Source organism: Burkholderia diffusa (assembly GCF_001718315.1).
Lineage (GTDB): Bacteria > Pseudomonadota > Gammaproteobacteria > Burkholderiales > Burkholderiaceae > Burkholderia > Burkholderia diffusa_B.
Genome location: NZ_CP013362.1, coordinates 319,421 through 333,230 on the forward strand (window position 1 = coordinate 319,421; position 13,810 = coordinate 333,230).

At 62.9% G+C, this 13,810-nt stretch carries 17 protein-coding genes; 15 read left to right on the forward strand and 2 right to left on the reverse strand.

Annotated features, from left to right (window positions below; translation table 11 throughout):
* The first annotated feature begins 4 nt into the window (after positions 1-4).
* The 13 genes from rpsE to dsbD all read left to right on the forward strand — a co-directional run bounded on the left by rpsE (position 5) and on the right by dsbD (position 8,561).
* Complete coding sequence (rpsE, locus tag WI26_RS01445) at positions 5-523, forward strand: 30S ribosomal protein S5 (protein ID WP_006752931.1); 519 nt, start codon at positions 5-7, stop codon at positions 521-523.
* Between the two features lie 15 nt (positions 524-538).
* Positions 539-721: a 50S ribosomal protein L30 gene (rpmD, locus tag WI26_RS01450; RefSeq protein WP_006400644.1), complete on the forward strand. Its 183-nt coding sequence runs from the start codon at positions 539-541 to the stop codon at positions 719-721.
* A gap of 26 nt (positions 722-747) precedes the next feature.
* Positions 748-1,182, forward strand: coding sequence for a 50S ribosomal protein L15 (rplO, locus tag WI26_RS01455; RefSeq protein WP_006482880.1), 435 nt, complete (start codon positions 748-750; stop codon positions 1,180-1,182).
* 42 nt (positions 1,183-1,224) lie between these two features.
* Positions 1,225-2,574 carry a preprotein translocase subunit SecY gene (gene secY / locus WI26_RS01460; RefSeq protein WP_006400642.1) on the forward strand — a complete coding sequence of 450 codons (1,350 nt, stop codon included), beginning with the start codon at positions 1,225-1,227 and terminating at the stop codon, positions 2,572-2,574.
* A 9-nt stretch (positions 2,575-2,583) separates the two neighbouring features.
* Positions 2,584-2,802 carry a translation initiation factor IF-1 gene (gene infA, locus WI26_RS01465; RefSeq protein WP_004521905.1) on the forward strand — a complete coding sequence of 73 codons (219 nt, stop codon included), beginning with the start codon at positions 2,584-2,586 and terminating at the stop codon, positions 2,800-2,802.
* 20 nt (positions 2,803-2,822) lie between these two features.
* The gene (gene rpmJ / locus WI26_RS01470; protein ID WP_004199844.1) at positions 2,823-2,939 is read left to right on the forward strand and encodes a 50S ribosomal protein L36; all 117 of its coding nucleotides are present in this window, start codon (positions 2,823-2,825) and stop codon (positions 2,937-2,939) included.
* A gap of 38 nt (positions 2,940-2,977) precedes the next feature.
* Positions 2,978-3,343, forward strand: a complete 366-nt coding sequence (gene rpsM, locus WI26_RS01475) for a 30S ribosomal protein S13 (protein WP_039323572.1) — start codon at positions 2,978-2,980, stop codon at positions 3,341-3,343.
* Between the two features lie 28 nt (positions 3,344-3,371).
* Positions 3,372-3,773, forward strand: coding sequence for a 30S ribosomal protein S11 (gene rpsK, locus WI26_RS01480; protein ID WP_004197937.1), 402 nt, complete (start codon positions 3,372-3,374; stop codon positions 3,771-3,773).
* A 155-nt stretch (positions 3,774-3,928) separates the two neighbouring features.
* Entirely contained in the window at positions 3,929-4,552 is a 624-nt protein-coding gene (gene rpsD, locus WI26_RS01485; RefSeq protein ID WP_012362893.1) for a 30S ribosomal protein S4, read from the forward strand.
* Between the two features lie 124 nt (positions 4,553-4,676).
* The gene (locus WI26_RS01490; protein WP_006477176.1) at positions 4,677-5,654 is read left to right on the forward strand and encodes a DNA-directed RNA polymerase subunit alpha; all 978 of its coding nucleotides are present in this window, start codon (positions 4,677-4,679) and stop codon (positions 5,652-5,654) included.
* Between the two features lie 136 nt (positions 5,655-5,790).
* A complete protein-coding gene (gene rplQ / locus WI26_RS01495; RefSeq protein WP_006477175.1) occupies positions 5,791-6,186 on the forward strand; it encodes a 50S ribosomal protein L17 in 396 nt (131 codons plus the stop codon).
* A gap of 208 nt (positions 6,187-6,394) precedes the next feature.
* A complete protein-coding gene (cutA, locus tag WI26_RS01500; protein WP_069225040.1) occupies positions 6,395-6,721 on the forward strand; it encodes a divalent-cation tolerance protein CutA in 327 nt (108 codons plus the stop codon).
* Positions 6,714-8,561, forward strand: a complete 1,848-nt coding sequence (gene dsbD / locus WI26_RS01505; RefSeq protein WP_069225041.1) for a protein-disulfide reductase DsbD — start codon at positions 6,714-6,716, stop codon at positions 8,559-8,561. The genes cutA and dsbD overlap by 8 nt, the downstream gene beginning before the upstream one ends.
* 120 nt (positions 8,562-8,681) lie before the next feature.
* Here the strand turns inward: dsbD and hemB are convergent, their stop codons facing one another.
* Together hemB and yihA are read right to left on the reverse strand one after the other, a co-directional pair.
* Positions 8,682-9,680 carry a porphobilinogen synthase gene (hemB, locus tag WI26_RS01510; protein ID WP_059468471.1) on the reverse strand — a complete coding sequence of 333 codons (999 nt, stop codon included), beginning with the start codon at positions 9,678-9,680 and terminating at the stop codon, positions 8,682-8,684.
* A gap of 253 nt (positions 9,681-9,933) precedes the next feature.
* Positions 9,934-10,593 (reverse strand): ribosome biogenesis GTP-binding protein YihA/YsxC, encoded by a 660-nt coding sequence (yihA, locus tag WI26_RS01515; RefSeq protein WP_059468470.1) that lies wholly within the window; start codon positions 10,591-10,593, stop codon positions 9,934-9,936.
* Between the two features lie 218 nt (positions 10,594-10,811).
* Between yihA and WI26_RS01520 the strand changes: the two genes are divergently transcribed.
* Together WI26_RS01520 and WI26_RS01525 are read left to right on the forward strand one after the other, a co-directional pair.
* Complete coding sequence (locus tag WI26_RS01520) at positions 10,812-11,465, forward strand: c-type cytochrome (protein ID WP_059468469.1); 654 nt, start codon at positions 10,812-10,814, stop codon at positions 11,463-11,465.
* Between the two features lie 125 nt (positions 11,466-11,590).
* Complete coding sequence (locus WI26_RS01525) at positions 11,591-13,807, forward strand: cytochrome c biogenesis protein ResB (protein ID WP_069225042.1); 2,217 nt, start codon at positions 11,591-11,593, stop codon at positions 13,805-13,807.
* Positions 13,808-13,810: the final 3 nt, after the last annotated feature.

Consider the following 13,810-nt stretch of genomic DNA (forward strand, 5'->3'; position numbering starts at 1 on the left):
CGTCATGGCAAAGATGCAAGCGAAAGTTCAGGCTGACGAGCGCGACGACGGCCTTCGCGAAAAGATGATTTCGGTCAACCGCGTGACCAAGGTCGTGAAGGGGGGCCGTATTCTCGGCTTCGCCGCACTGACCGTGGTTGGCGACGGCGATGGCCGCATCGGTATGGGCAAGGGCAAGGCGAAGGAAGTGCCGGTCGCTGTCCAGAAGGCAATGGAACAAGCTCGCCGCAACATGTTCAAGGTGCCGCTCAAGAACGGCACGCTGCAGCACGAAGTGCACGGCAAGCATGGCGCATCCGCTGTCCTCCTCGCTCCGGCGAAGGCGGGTACGGGCGTGATCGCCGGCGGCCCGATGCGCGCAGTGTTCGACGTGATGGGCGTTCAGAACGTCGTGGCAAAGAGCCACGGTTCGACGAACCCGTACAACCTCGTTCGCGCCACGCTGGACGGTCTGCGCAAGCAGTCGACCCCGGCAGACATCGCGGCGAAGCGCGGCAAGTCCGTCGAAGATATTTTGGGCTAAGCCCGGGTGGTCACCATGTCTGAAAAAACTGTCAAGGTTCAGCTCGTCAAGAGCCTGATCGGGACCCGCGAATCGCACCGTGCGACCGTGCGTGGCCTGGGCCTGCGCCGACTCAACTCGGTTAGCGAGCTGCAGGATACGCCGGCGGTCCGCGGCATGATCAACAAGGTCTCGTACCTCGTTAAGGTCATCGCGTAAGCGGCCCTACGGATCAAGGAGTTGATATGGAATTGAATAACCTGAAGCCGGCCGCTGGTGCAAAGCATGCCAAGCGTCGCGTCGGCCGCGGCATCGGTTCGGGCCTCGGCAAGACGGCTGGCCGTGGTCACAAGGGTCAGAAATCGCGTTCGGGCGGCTTCCACAAAGTCGGTTTCGAAGGCGGTCAGATGCCGCTGCAACGTCGTCTGCCGAAGCGCGGCTTCACGTCGCTGACGAAGGAATTCGTCGGTGAAGTGCGCCTGGGCGACCTCGAGAAGCTGCCGGTCGATGAAATCGATCTGCTCGCACTGAAGCAAGCCGGCCTGGTCGGCGAGCTGACGAAGAGCGCGAAGATCATCGCGACGGGCGAACTGAAGCGCAAGATCGTCGTGAAGGGTCTGGGCGCCACCAAGGGTGCGCGCGCTGCGATCGAAGCGGCTGGCGGTTCGTTCGCCGAGTGACACGCGTAGCGCGTCGTTACTTGCATTCATCGGAGAAGGTACTTGGCTAACAGCCCGAGTCTTGCAAAACCCGGTCGAAGCACGGCGAAATTCGGCGATCTGCGCCGGCGAGCGATGTTCCTGCTCCTGGCGCTGATCGTCTATCGCATCGGCGCGCACATCCCCGTGCCGGGCATCGATCCGGATCAACTGGCGAAGCTGTTCCAGAGTCAGGCGGGCGGCATCCTGGGCATGTTCAACATGTTCTCGGGTGGCGCGCTTTCCCGCTTCACGATCTTTGCGCTGGGGATCATGCCGTACATCTCGGCGTCGATCATCATGCAGTTGCTGGCGATCGTCTCGCCGCAGCTCGAGGCGCTGAAGAAGGAAGGGCAGGCAGGGCAACGGAAGATCACGCAGTACACGCGGTATTTCACCGTGGTGCTCGCGACCTTCCAGGCGTTCGGTATCGCGGCTGCGCTGGAAAACCAGCCCGGCCTCGTGATCGACCCCGGCATGCTGTTCCGGCTGACGACGGTCGTGACGCTGGTTACCGGCACGATGTTCCTGATGTGGCTGGGTGAGCAGATCACCGAGCGTGGTCTGGGCAACGGCATCTCGATCATCATCTTCGGCGGGATCGCAGCAGGGTTCCCGAATGCCGTCGGTGGGCTGTTCGAGCTGGTGCGTACGGGTTCGATGAGCATCATTTCGGCGATCATCATCGTCGTTCTGATTGCCGCGGTGACTTACCTGGTCGTGTTCATCGAACGCGGTCAGCGCAAGATCCTCGTGAACTACGCGAAGCGCCAGGTCGGCAACAAGATCTACGGTGGCCAGTCGTCGCACTTGCCGCTGAAGCTGAACATGTCGGGCGTGATTCCGCCGATCTTCGCGTCGTCGATCATCCTGTTCCCGGCCACGATTCTCGGCTGGTTCAGCACGGGTCAGCCGTCGGGAAGCTGGATCTCCAACACGTTGCATAACGTCGCGGAGGCGCTGAAGCCGGGTCAGCCGGTCTATGTGCTGCTGTACACGCTGGCAATCGTGTTTTTCTGCTTCTTCTACACCGCACTGGTGTTCAACAGCAGGGAAACCGCGGACAACCTGAAGAAGAGCGGTGCGTTTGTTCCGGGCATTCGTCCGGGCGATCAGACCGCGCGATATATCGACCGCATCCTCACGCGTCTGACGCTGGCCGGTGCGATCTACATCGTCTTCGTGTGTCTGTTGCCGGAATTCCTGGTGCTGCGCTGGAACGTGCCGTTTTATTTTGGTGGAACGTCGCTGCTGATCATTGTCGTCGTCACGATGGACTTCATGGCGCAGGTGCAGTCGTACGTTATGTCGCAACAGTATGAGTCGCTGCTCAAGAAGGCAAACTTCAAGGGCGGCAACATCCCAATGCGTTAATTAAGGACTATGGCCAAAGACGATGTAATCCAGATGCAGGGTGAGGTGATCGAAAACCTCCCGAATGCGACCTTCCGTGTGAAGCTGGAAAACGGCCATGTCGTGTTGGGGCATATCTCCGGGAAGATGCGGATGCACTACATCCGCATCCTGCCGGGCGACAAGGTGACGGTTGAATTGACGCCTTACGATCTGTCTCGTGCGCGGATCGTGTTCCGGGCGAAGTGATTTGAAAAAAGGGTATTATCATGAAAGTGATGGCATCGGTTAAGCGCATTTGCCGCAATTGCAAGATCATCAAGCGCAAAGGCGTCGTTCGCGTGATCTGCAGCTCGGATCCGCGCCACAAGCAGCGCCAAGGCTGACCGCGCGTTTGTTTGCGCTTTTTGTTTGAGGAAAAACAATGGCTCGTATCGCAGGGGTTAACATCCCGAATCACCAGCATACCGAGATCGGCCTGACGGCAATCTTCGGTATCGGCCGCACGCGCTCGCGCAGCATCTGCACGGCAGCTGGCGTGGAATTCTCGAAGAAGGTCAAGGATCTGACCGACGCAGACCTCGAAAAGCTGCGTGAAGAAGTGGGCAAATTCATCGTCGAAGGCGATCTGCGCCGTGAAGTGACGATGAACATCAAGCGCCTGATGGACCTCGGTTGCTACCGTGGTGTTCGTCATCGCAAGGGCCTGCCGATGCGCGGTCAGCGTACGCGTACGAACGCACGTACCCGCAAGGGTCCGCGTCGTGCAGCGCAAGCGCTGAAGAAGTAAGCGGAACTGACAGTTACAGGAAAACGTAATGGCTAAGGCTTCGAACACCGCGGCGCAACGCGTTCGCAAGAAGGTTAAGAAGAACGTCGCTGAAGGCGTGGTTCACGTTCACGCGTCGTTCAACAACACGATCATCACGATCACCGATCGCCAGGGCAATGCACTGGCATGGGCGACGTCGGGCGGCCAGGGCTTCAAGGGCTCGCGCAAGTCGACGCCGTTCGCTGCTCAGGTTGCTGCTGAGTCGGCCGGTCGCGTGGCGATGGAATACGGCGTGAAGAATCTGGAAGTGCGGATCAAGGGCCCGGGCCCGGGTCGTGAGTCGGCAGTGCGCGCACTGCATGGCCTCGGCATCAAGATCACCGCGATTTCGGACGTCACCCCGATTCCGCACAACGGCTGCCGTCCGCCGAAGCGCCGTCGTATCTAAGAATGTGCTGGCACGTTCGTGCTGGCGCATTTGCCTGTCGCCGCGTAGCGTCGACGGGCGTTGCTTTTTTGATTGACTAAGCCCACCGTTCGCCCCAAAGGGCGCGAACTAGCGCGGATTTCGATCCGCGTGACTGATTGATAAAGGAATGCAAAGTGGCACGTTATATCGGCCCTAAGGCCAAGCTGTCCCGCCGTGAAGGCACCGACCTGTTCCTGAAGAGCGCGCGCCGCTCGCTCGCCGACAAGTGCAAGCTCGACAGCAAGCCGGGTCAGCACGGCCGTACTTCGGGCGCACGTACGTCCGACTATGGTACGCAGCTGCGCGAAAAGCAGAAGGTCAAGCGTATTTACGGCGTCCTGGAGCGTCAGTTCCGCCGCTACTTCGCTGAAGCCGACCGCCGCAAGGGCAACACGGGTGAAAACCTGCTGCAACTGCTCGAGTCGCGTCTCGACAACGTCGTGTACCGCATGGGCTTCGGCTCGACCCGCGCTGAAGCGCGTCAGCTGGTGAGCCACAAGTCGATCACCGTGAACGGCGTCGTCGCGAACGTGCCGTCGCAGCAAGTGAAGGCGGGTGACGTCGTCGCGATCCGCGAAAAGGCGAAGAAGCAGGCGCGTATCGTCGAAGCGCTGTCGCTGGCCGAGCAAGGCGGCATGCCGAGCTGGGTTGCAGTCGATGCGAAGAAGTTCGAAGGCACGTTCAAGCAAATGCCGGAACGCGCTGACATCGCAGGCGACATCAACGAAAGCCTGATCGTCGAATTGTATTCGCGTTAATCCGATTGACGGCCGAGGTACCCCGATTGCGTCATGCAAGGAGGGGCCTCGGCTGTTTATTTTCTGGTTGTTACCGGTCAGCCTTATCGGTGTAACGAGCCGAGGGTATTGAAAAGGAAAGCCCATGCAAACCAGTTTGCTGAAACCCAAGATCATCGCCGTGGAATCGCTGGGCGAGAACCACGCGAGGGTGGTCATGGAACCGTTCGAACGCGGTTACGGCCACACCTTGGGCAATGCGCTTCGCCGCGTGCTGCTGTCGTCGATGGTTGGCTACGCGCCGACCGAAGTCACGATCGCCGGCGTGGTGCACGAGTATTCGACGCTCGATGGCGTGCAAGAAGACGTCGTCAACCTGCTGCTGAACCTGAAGGGTGTGGTGTTCAAGCTGCACAACCGTGACGAAGTGACGGTGACCCTGCGCAAGGAAGGCGAAGGCGTCGTCACGGCCGGCGATATCGAGCTGGCTCACGATTGCGAAGTCATCAACCCGAATCACGTGATCGCACACCTGTCGAAGGGCGGCAAGCTCGACGTTCAGATCAAGATCGAAAAGGGTCGTGGCTACGTGCCCGGCAACGTCCGTCGCTATGGCGAAGACACGGCCAAGATCATCGGCCGCATCGTTCTCGACGCATCGTTCTCGCCGGTTCGCCGCGTGAGCTACGCAGTTGAAAGCGCACGTGTCGAGCAGCGTACCGACCTCGACAAGCTCGTGATGAACATCGAGACGAGCGGCGTGATCACCCCGGAAGAGGCGATCCGTCAATCGGCCCGCATCCTGGTCGACCAGCTGTCTGTGTTCGCGGCACTGGAAGGCACGGAAACGGCTGCAGAGGCACCGTCGCGCGCACCGCAGATCGATCCGATCCTGCTGCGTCCGGTGGACGATCTCGAGCTGACGGTTCGTTCGGCGAACTGCCTGAAGGCCGAGAACATCTACTACATCGGCGACCTGATCCAGCGCACGGAAAACGAGCTGCTGAAGACGCCGAACCTCGGTCGCAAGTCGCTCAACGAGATCAAGGAAGTGCTCGCTTCGCGCGGTCTCACGCTGGGCATGAAGCTCGAAAACTGGCCGCCGGCTGGTCTCGACAAGTAAGCCCAAGTGTTGCTGTAGTTGGCAAAGATGCGGATTTTCCTTTAAAATCCGCATCTTGCTTTTTTCGTTACCGGCCCGTGCACCCCAGCGGTGCGATAGAAGAGCTGGATCAAAACTTTGAATCAAGGAAACTGAAATGCGCCATCGTCATGGTCTGCGGAAACTGAACCGCACGAGCAGCCACCGTCTGGCTATGCTCCGTAACATGTCCAACTCGCTGATCGAGCACGAAGTCATCAAGACGACGCTGCCGAAGGCGAAGGAACTCCGTAAAGTCGTCGAGCCGCTGATCACGCTCGGCAAGAAGCCGTCGCTGGCAAACCGTCGCCTGGCGTTCAACCGCCTGCGCGATCGTGACTCGGTGGCTAAGCTGTTCGACGTGCTCGGTCCGCGTTTCGCGAACCGTCCGGGCGGCTACCTGCGCGTGCTGAAGTTCGGCTTCCGCGTCGGCGACAACGCACCGATGGCACTGGTCGAACTGCTCGATCGTCCGGAAGTCGACGAAACGGAAAACGTGCAAGAAGCCGAGTAAGCTTCCAGTACGCAGCAGTATCTGAAAAGGGCCGAGCAATTGCTTGGCCCTTTTTGTTTTTCGTCACGCTTCGGGCTGCGATCGATTGTCGCAACCGGGGGCGGGCAGTGTCGCGCGGGCTGCGCTACGATACGGAACTGCCGGCGCGGGCTTTCGATGGGCGATTCGTGGCGGCGGAAGCCGGTAAAAGCCAGCCAGGAGGGCGCGTATGGTGGTGGTATTGATGCTCACGACGGTGCCGGACGCGGCGACGGCCACGGCGCTCTCCGATGGCGCGCTCGATGCGCGGCTTGCCGCGTGCGTGTCGGAACTCGGTGCGGTCAAGTCGCGCTACCACTGGCAGGGCAAGGTCGAGACGGCCGACGAGATCCAGTTGCTGTTCAAGACGAGCCCCGTGCGCTCGCTCGAACTGGAGCGATTTATCCTCGCGCATCATCCATACGAGACGCCGGAAGTCGTCTCGTGGCAGGCGACGGCTTCGGCCGCGTACGGCCAGTGGGTGACCAGCGAAACTCAACGTCTATTTCATGTTTAACGGTATGGCGCTTTCCGTGCGCGTGCGCGCGCTGCGGGTCCTCGCAGTCCTGTTGTCGTTCATGTTCATGCTGGGCGGCCTGTCGGCCGCGCGCGCGGCCGACGATTTTCTCGATCCGTCGGTCGCATTCAAGTTCAGCGCGAGCGAAGCGCCGGGGCAGGTGGACGTCCGCTTCAAGGTCGCCAATGGCTATTACCTGTACCGCGAGCGGTTCGCGTTCGCGGTGAAGAGCGGGCAGGCGACGCTCGGCGATCCTCAGTTTCCGGCCGGTCACGTCAAGTTCGACCAGACGTTCCAGAAGGAGGTCGAGACCTATCGCGACGAGGTCGTGATTCACGTGCCGGTCAAGCATGCGGCGGGGCCGTTCGAGCTCGCGGTGACGTCGCAGGGATGCGCCGACGAAGGGATCTGCTATCCGCCCGCGGAACACGTCGTGAAGGTCGACGGCGCGGCGCTGGGCGCGGCTGCGCCGGCCAACGGCGGATCGGCCTCGGACAACTGGTTCGACAAGGTCACGAGCGCGGATTTCGCGCGGTCGCTGCTCGAAGGGCACGGCTTCTTTACGATCGTCGCGCTGTATTTCGTCGCGGGCGTCGTGCTGAGTCTCCTGCCCTGTTCGTATCCGATGATTCCGATCGTGTCCGCGATCATCATCGGCCAAGGTACGCGGGCGACGCATGCGCGCGGCTTTGCGCTGTCGCTGACATACGTGGTCGGCATGGCGCTCGTCTATACGGTGCTGGGCATCGCGGCGGCGCTGGTCGGCCAGAGCCTTGGCGCCTGGTTGCAGAACCCGTGGGTGCTCGGCGCGTTCGGCGTGCTGCTCACGGCATTCGCAGTGTCGCTGATTTCCGGCAAGGACATCGCATTGCCCGAGCGCTGGCAGAACGGCGCGGCAGAAGCCTCGCGCGCGCGGCAGGGCGGTCACTTCGTCGCGGTCGCTGCGATGGGTGCGTTGTCGGCGCTGGTTGTCGGCGCATGCATGACGGCGCCGCTGTTCGCTGTGCTCGCGTTCATCGCGCACACCGGCAATGCGTGGCTCGGCGGCGCAGCGCTTTTCGCGATGGGGCTGGGGCTCGGCGTGCCGCTGCTCGTCGTCGGCATCGGTGCCGGCACGGTGCTGCCGCGCGCGGGCGCATGGATGGATGGCGTGAAGGTGTTTTTCGGCATCGTGCTGCTCGCGGCCGCGTTGTGGATCGTGTGGCCGGTGCTCGCGGGCGGGCTCAAGATGGTGCTCGTCGCGTTGTGGCTGCTCGTCGCGGCTGCGGCGCTCGGCCTGTTCACGCCGCATGCAGGCGCCGCGTCGATCTGGCGCCGTCTCGGTCGCGGCCTGGGTGCGGCGCTCGCGATCTGGGCAGCGACGCTGCTCGTCGGTCTTGCGGCAGGCTCCAACGACCCCGTGAAGCCGCTGGCCGTACTCGCGGCGCGCACGGTTGCGTCGGGCGATGCGTCGGCAGCGGGCGCGGCTCCCGGACAGGCGGGCCCCGCTTTCGCGTCGGTGCGCTCCAGTGGCGAACTCGACGCGCTGCTGAAGACGTCGGGCCGGCCGGTGATGCTCGACTTCTACGCAGACTGGTGCGTGAGCTGCAAGGAAATGGAGCATCTGACGTTCACCGATTCGCGCGTGCAGGCGCGGCTCGCGCAGCTTCACCTGGTGCGCGCGGATGTCACCGCGAACAATCCGGACGACCAGGCGCTCCTCAAGCGCTTCAACCTGTTCGGGCCGCCGGGCATCATCTTCTTCGATCGCAACGGCAACGAAATCGGCCGCGTGGTCGGCTATCAGGCAGCCGAGACGTTCCTGCGCAGCCTCGATCGCGCGGCGGTGCCGACGGTGTAAGGCGCGCGCATTCGCGCACATGGGCGCTGGCTGCGCCGCGCCGGCCGGTCGGCAAATAGAAAACGGCGGGACACCGATGAAGTGTCCCGCCGTTTTTGTTGATACTCGCCGTCGTGCGGCTCAGCGCTGCGCTTTCAGCAGACGGGCGGCATCGAGCGCGAAGTACGTGAGGACGCCGTCGGCGCCTGCGCGCTTGAACGCGAGCAGCGATTCGAGCACGACCTTGTCGTGGTCGAGCCAGCCGTTCATCGCGGCGGCCTTGAGCATCGCGTATTCGCCACTCACCTGGTACACGTAGGTCGGGAAGCGGAACTCGTCCTTCACGCGACGCACGATGTCGAGATACGGCATGCCGGGCTTGACCATCACCATGTCGGCGCCTTCGTCGATGTCGAGGCGCACTTCACGCAACGCTTCGTCGCTGTTCGCCGGATCCATCTGGTAGGTCATCTTGTTGCCCTTGCCCAGATTGGAGGCCGAGCCGACCGCATCGCGGAACGGGCCGTAGAACGCCGACGCGAACTTGGCCGAATAGGCCATGATGCGCGTATGGATATGGCCGTCGCTTTCCAGCATCTCGCGGACCGCGCCGATGCGGCCGTCCATCATGTCCGACGGCGCGACGATGTCGACGCCGGCTTCCGCCTGCGCGCGCGCCTGGTCGACCAGGATCTCGATCGTCTCGTCATTGATCACGTAGCCGTTTTCGTCGAGCACGCCATCCTGGCCGTGGCTCGTATACGGATCGAGCGCCACGTCGGTCAGCACGCCGAGTTCCGGGAAACGCTTCTTCAGCTCCCGCACCGCGCGCGGGATCAGGCCTTCCGGGTTGGCCGCTTCGCGGCCGTCGGGCGTCTTCAGCGACGGCTCGATGGCCGGGAACAGCGACAGCACAGGCACGCCGAGTTCGACGCACTGCTCGGCGACATGCATCAGCAGATCGACCGACACGCGCTCGACGCCGGGCATCGACGGCACGGCCTGGCGTTCGTTGGTGCCTTCGACGACGAACACCGGGTAGATCAGGTCGTCGGTGGTCAGGCGGTTTTCGCGCATCAGTCGGCGGGAGAAGTCGTCGCGGCGCATCCGGCGCGGACGATGAAGCGGATGGAAGCTCATGGCGATTTGGCAGAAATCAGGGCAAGAAGGACCTTACGGAACCCTTAGGTCATTTTCGAGATCGTTGGTATATGATAGCGATCGAGCGGCACGCGTCGCGTGCAACTCCCCGCTTCTCCTCCCTGAGCGGGTGCCTGTCGTTATTCGATTAGGCTGTTTGACCCGCCGTTCAACGGCGGGTTTTTTTATGAGCCGGCCGAATCCGCAGGTGCCGCCAGGTGCGCCCGGCCGATCCCGGCCGCGCGTTGCCCGCTTATTGTGCTACAGGCTCGCCTTTTTCGTCGGCGACGGACGGCCGCACCCAGCTCTCGATCAGTTCATGAGCCTCGTCGAGCCCCGTGCGTTTCAGCGCCGAGAACAGCTGGACCGTCAGCTTGCCCTTCACGCCCTGGTCGCGATACGCATCGAGCCCCTTCTGCGTGTTACGCAGCGCGTTGATGCTTTCCTGGCGCGTCAATTTGTCGCACTTCGTCAGCAGCGTGTGGATCGGCTTGCCGGTTGGCGCGAACCACTCGATCATTCGGCGATCGAGGTCGGTCAGCGGGCGGCGCGAATCCATCATCAGGATCAGCCCGCACAGCTGCGAACGCGTCGCGAGATAGGACGACAGCAGCATTTCCCAGTGGGCCTTCGCGGCCCCCGGCACTTCGGCGTAGCCGTAGCCGGGCAGGTCGACGAGGTTCGCGACGGGCTCGGCGGCCGGGCCGACGGAGAAGTAGTTGATGTGCTGGGTGCGGCCGGGAGTCTTCGACGCGAAGGCGAGCCGCTTCTGGTTGCACAGCACGTTGATCGCCGTCGATTTGCCGGCATTCGAGCGGCCCGCGAACGCGATTTCCGGCTGCACCGTCGGCGGGAGGTCGCGCAGATGGTTGACGGTCGTGTAGAAACGGGCTTGATGGAGCAAAAAGGCCATGGGGGAAACCGGAGGGACGGGGCGGCGCGAGCCGCTTGGTGGAGGCGGGGTAGCCCCGATAGGCGCGGGAGCTTTCAGCGCGATATTGTACAATACGCCGGTTTTGCCGAAGGACTGCGGGCGCCTGCCTCGCGCTTTTATGCAGCTTCTGCGGTAGACTGGTCGACGTCGTTTTTTGCAGAACCTCAAATTCCCACAAGACGAAACAGGGTGTGCGAATGAATCGACTGTGCAAGTCTCTGATGGTGCTTCAGGTTGCAGCAGGGTTCGTAGGTTTCGTAGCGGAGGCAAACGCGGCGGATGCGGCAAAGCCGGATCTGGACCGCGGCAAGGCGATTGCCGGGCAAGTCTGCGCGTCGTGTCACGGCGCCGACGGCAACAGCGCATCGGGCAGTTTCCCGAAGCTCGCTGGTCAGCATCCCGAATATCTGGTCAAGCAGTTGAACGACTTCAAGGCCCAGCCGGGCGCGAAGGGGCCGGCGCGGACCAATCCGGTGATGGTCGGGTTCGCGAGCGCGTTGAGCGCGGACGACATGCGCAACGTCGCCGCGTATTACGGATCGCAGACGACGAAGCTCGGCACCGCACGCGATGCGGCGACCGTGCCGATCGGCCAGAAGATCTATCGCGGCGGCATCGCGGAAAAGGGTGTGCCCGCCTGCGCGAGCTGCCACGGGCCGACGGGGCAGGGGATTCCGGTCCAGTACCCGCGTCTGTCGGGGCAGTGGGCCGATTACACGGTTGCCCAGTTGACCGCGTTCCAGCAGGGTGTCGGCGCGCGCAACAACAACGAGGCGATGCATCAGATCGCATCGCGTCTGTCGGACAACGAGATCAAGGCCGTCGCGGATTACATCGCGGGCCTGCGTTGACCGGACGGTCGCGAATGGAATGACCGGGCGCCCGAACAGGGGCGGCCGGAGTCAGAACAAGAAAAGGGTGGGGCGCCGCGTGATTGCGGCCGCCTTGCCCTTTTTTGTTGTCAGTCGGAGTTTGAATGAGCGTTACCACGTCGGGGTTGCAGTCGAAGTCGGGTCAAAGTGCGTCCAGGCGCGCGGTCGAGCTGCTGAGCTCGATGCGCTTCGCGATCGCGCTGCTGGTGGTGCTGTCGATCGCGAGCATCGTCGGCACGGTTCTGACGCAAGACGACCCGTATCCGAACTACGTGAACCAGTTCGGGCCGTTCTGGGCGGACATCTTCCGCTCGCTGGGCCTGTACAACGTGTACAGCGCGTGGTGGTTCATGCTGATCCTGATCTTCCTCGTCGTGTCGATTTCGCTGTGCGTGATCCGCAACGCGCCGAAGATGCTCGCGGATGCGAAGAGCTGGAAGGACAAGGTCCGCGAAGGCAGCCTGCGCGCGTTCCACCACAAGGCCGAGTACTCGGCGTCGGGCACGCGCGCGAGCGTCGCCGCCACGCTCGCCACGTTCGTCACCAAGGCCGGCTACAAGCACATCGTGCGTGAATCCGACGGCGCGACGCTGATCTCCGCGAAACGCGGCGCGCTGACGAAGTGGGGCTACATCTCCGCGCACCTCGCGATCGTCGTGATCTGCATCGGCGGCCTGCTGGACAGCAACCTGCCGATCAAATTCCAGATGTGGATGTTCGGCAAGAGCCCGGTCAACACGAGCGCGACGATCAGCGAGATCTCGCCCGACCATCGGTTGTCGGCGTCGAACCCGACGTTCCGCGGCTACGCGTGGGTGCCGGAAGGCCAGTTCGTGTCGACCGCTATCCTGAACCAGCCGAGCGGCTCGCTGATCCAGGACCTGCCGTTCTCGATCCAGCTCAACAAGTTCATCGTCGACTACTACACGACGGGGATGCCGAAGCTGTTCGCGAGCGACATCGTCGTGATCGATCGCGAGACGGGCCAGAAAATCCCGGCGCGCGTCGAGGTCAACAAGCCGTTCACGTACAAGGGCGTGTCGATCTACCAGTCGAGCTTCCAGGACGGCGGCTCGCAGATGGAGATGACCGCCTACCCGATGACGGGCGGCAACGCGAAGACCTTCGCGGTGAAGGGCACGATCGGAAGCACGGCGCCGCTGCAGATGCCGGGCAGCGACGGCGACACGATCGAATTCTCCGACTTCCGCGCGATCAACGTCGAGAACATGGCGGACGCGAACGGCAAGCCGGACGTGCGCGGTGTCGCGAAGACGGAGTCGCTCAAGGAAGCGTTCGACGAGCGGCTCGGTTCCGGCGCGAAGACGTCGAAGCCGATGCAGCTCCACAACATCGGCCCGTCGGTGCAGTACAAGATTCGCGGCAAGGACGGCCAGGCGCGCGAATTCAACAACTACATGCTGCCCGTCGACATGGGCGGCACGCGCGTGTTCCTCGCCGGCGTGCGCGCGAGCCCGAACGATCCGTTCCGCTACATGCGGATTCCGGCCGACAGCCAGGATTCGATCGGCGAATGGATGCGCCTGCGCGCCGCGCTCGAGGACCCGGCCGTGCGCGCCGACGCCGCTGCACGTTTCGCGCAGCGTTCGCTGCCGACGACCGAAGCCTCGTTGCGCGGCCGGCTGCAAGACAGCGCTTTCAAGGTGTTGACCCTTTTTGCGGCGAGCGACGACAGCATCGGCCGCGGTGCCGATGGCCAGCCGGTCGGCGGCTTCCAGGCGGTGGCGACGTTCATCGACCGTTCGGTGCCGAAGGCCGAGCAGGAAAAGGCGGCCAGCCTGCTGCTGCGCATGCTCGAGGGTTCGATGTGGGAAGTCTGGCAGATCGCGCGCGAGCGTGCCGGCGAGCCGGCAGCGCAACAGGGCACCGACACGATCCGCTTCGTGCAGAACGCGATCAATGCACTATCCGACAGCTTCTTGTACGGATCGCCGGTTTATTTGCAGCTCGACTCCTTCAAGCAGGTGCAAGCTTCGGTATTTCAGCTGACGCGCGCGCCCGGCAAGAATCTGGTGTATCTTGGCAGCCTGCTGTTGGTCGCCGGCATCTTCTCGATGTTCTACGTGCGCGAGCGGCGCCTCTGGTTCTGGCTCAAGGACGCCGGTTCGGGCGTCGATGTGGTGATGGCGATGTCCACGGCCCGCAAGACCTTCGATTTCGAGAAAGAATTCGTGCAGACGCGCGACGCGGCCGGCGCCGCCTTGCGCGCCACGCCACGCGACGCCGCACCGGTCGGTGCGGCAGCGACTGCCCGTCCGCCCGCAGGCGACGGTTCCGATTCCGAGAATTCCACCCGGTAACAT

What these genes read in the sequence shown, in the direction of transcription:
- rpsM (WP_039323572.1), top strand. Translation starts at nt 2,978, where the DNA reads ATGGCTCGTATCGCAGGGGTTAACATCCCGAATCACCAGCATACCGAG.
- WI26_RS01490 (WP_006477176.1), top strand. Translation starts at nt 4,677, where the DNA reads ATGCAAACCAGTTTGCTGAAACCCAAGATCATCGCCGTGGAATCGCTG.
- rpmD (WP_006400644.1), top strand. Translation starts at nt 539, where the DNA reads ATGTCTGAAAAAACTGTCAAGGTTCAGCTCGTCAAGAGCCTGATCGGG.
- rplO (WP_006482880.1), top strand. Translation starts at nt 748, where the DNA reads ATGGAATTGAATAACCTGAAGCCGGCCGCTGGTGCAAAGCATGCCAAG.
- dsbD (WP_069225041.1), top strand. Translation starts at nt 6,714, where the DNA reads ATGTTTAACGGTATGGCGCTTTCCGTGCGCGTGCGCGCGCTGCGGGTC.
- yihA (WP_059468470.1), bottom strand. Translation starts at nt 10,593, where the DNA reads ATGGCCTTTTTGCTCCATCAAGCCCGTTTCTACACGACCGTCAACCAT.
- rpmJ (WP_004199844.1), top strand. Translation starts at nt 2,823, where the DNA reads ATGAAAGTGATGGCATCGGTTAAGCGCATTTGCCGCAATTGCAAGATC.
- rplQ (WP_006477175.1), top strand. Translation starts at nt 5,791, where the DNA reads ATGCGCCATCGTCATGGTCTGCGGAAACTGAACCGCACGAGCAGCCAC.
- hemB (WP_059468471.1), bottom strand. Translation starts at nt 9,680, where the DNA reads ATGAGCTTCCATCCGCTTCATCGTCCGCGCCGGATGCGCCGCGACGAC.
- WI26_RS01525 (WP_069225042.1), top strand. Translation starts at nt 11,591, where the DNA reads ATGAGCGTTACCACGTCGGGGTTGCAGTCGAAGTCGGGTCAAAGTGCG.
- infA (WP_004521905.1), top strand. Translation starts at nt 2,584, where the DNA reads ATGGCCAAAGACGATGTAATCCAGATGCAGGGTGAGGTGATCGAAAAC.
- rpsE (WP_006752931.1), top strand. Translation starts at nt 5, where the DNA reads ATGGCAAAGATGCAAGCGAAAGTTCAGGCTGACGAGCGCGACGACGGC.
- rpsK (WP_004197937.1), top strand. Translation starts at nt 3,372, where the DNA reads ATGGCTAAGGCTTCGAACACCGCGGCGCAACGCGTTCGCAAGAAGGTT.
- WI26_RS01520 (WP_059468469.1), top strand. Translation starts at nt 10,812, where the DNA reads ATGAATCGACTGTGCAAGTCTCTGATGGTGCTTCAGGTTGCAGCAGGG.
- cutA (WP_069225040.1), top strand. Translation starts at nt 6,395, where the DNA reads ATGGTGGTGGTATTGATGCTCACGACGGTGCCGGACGCGGCGACGGCC.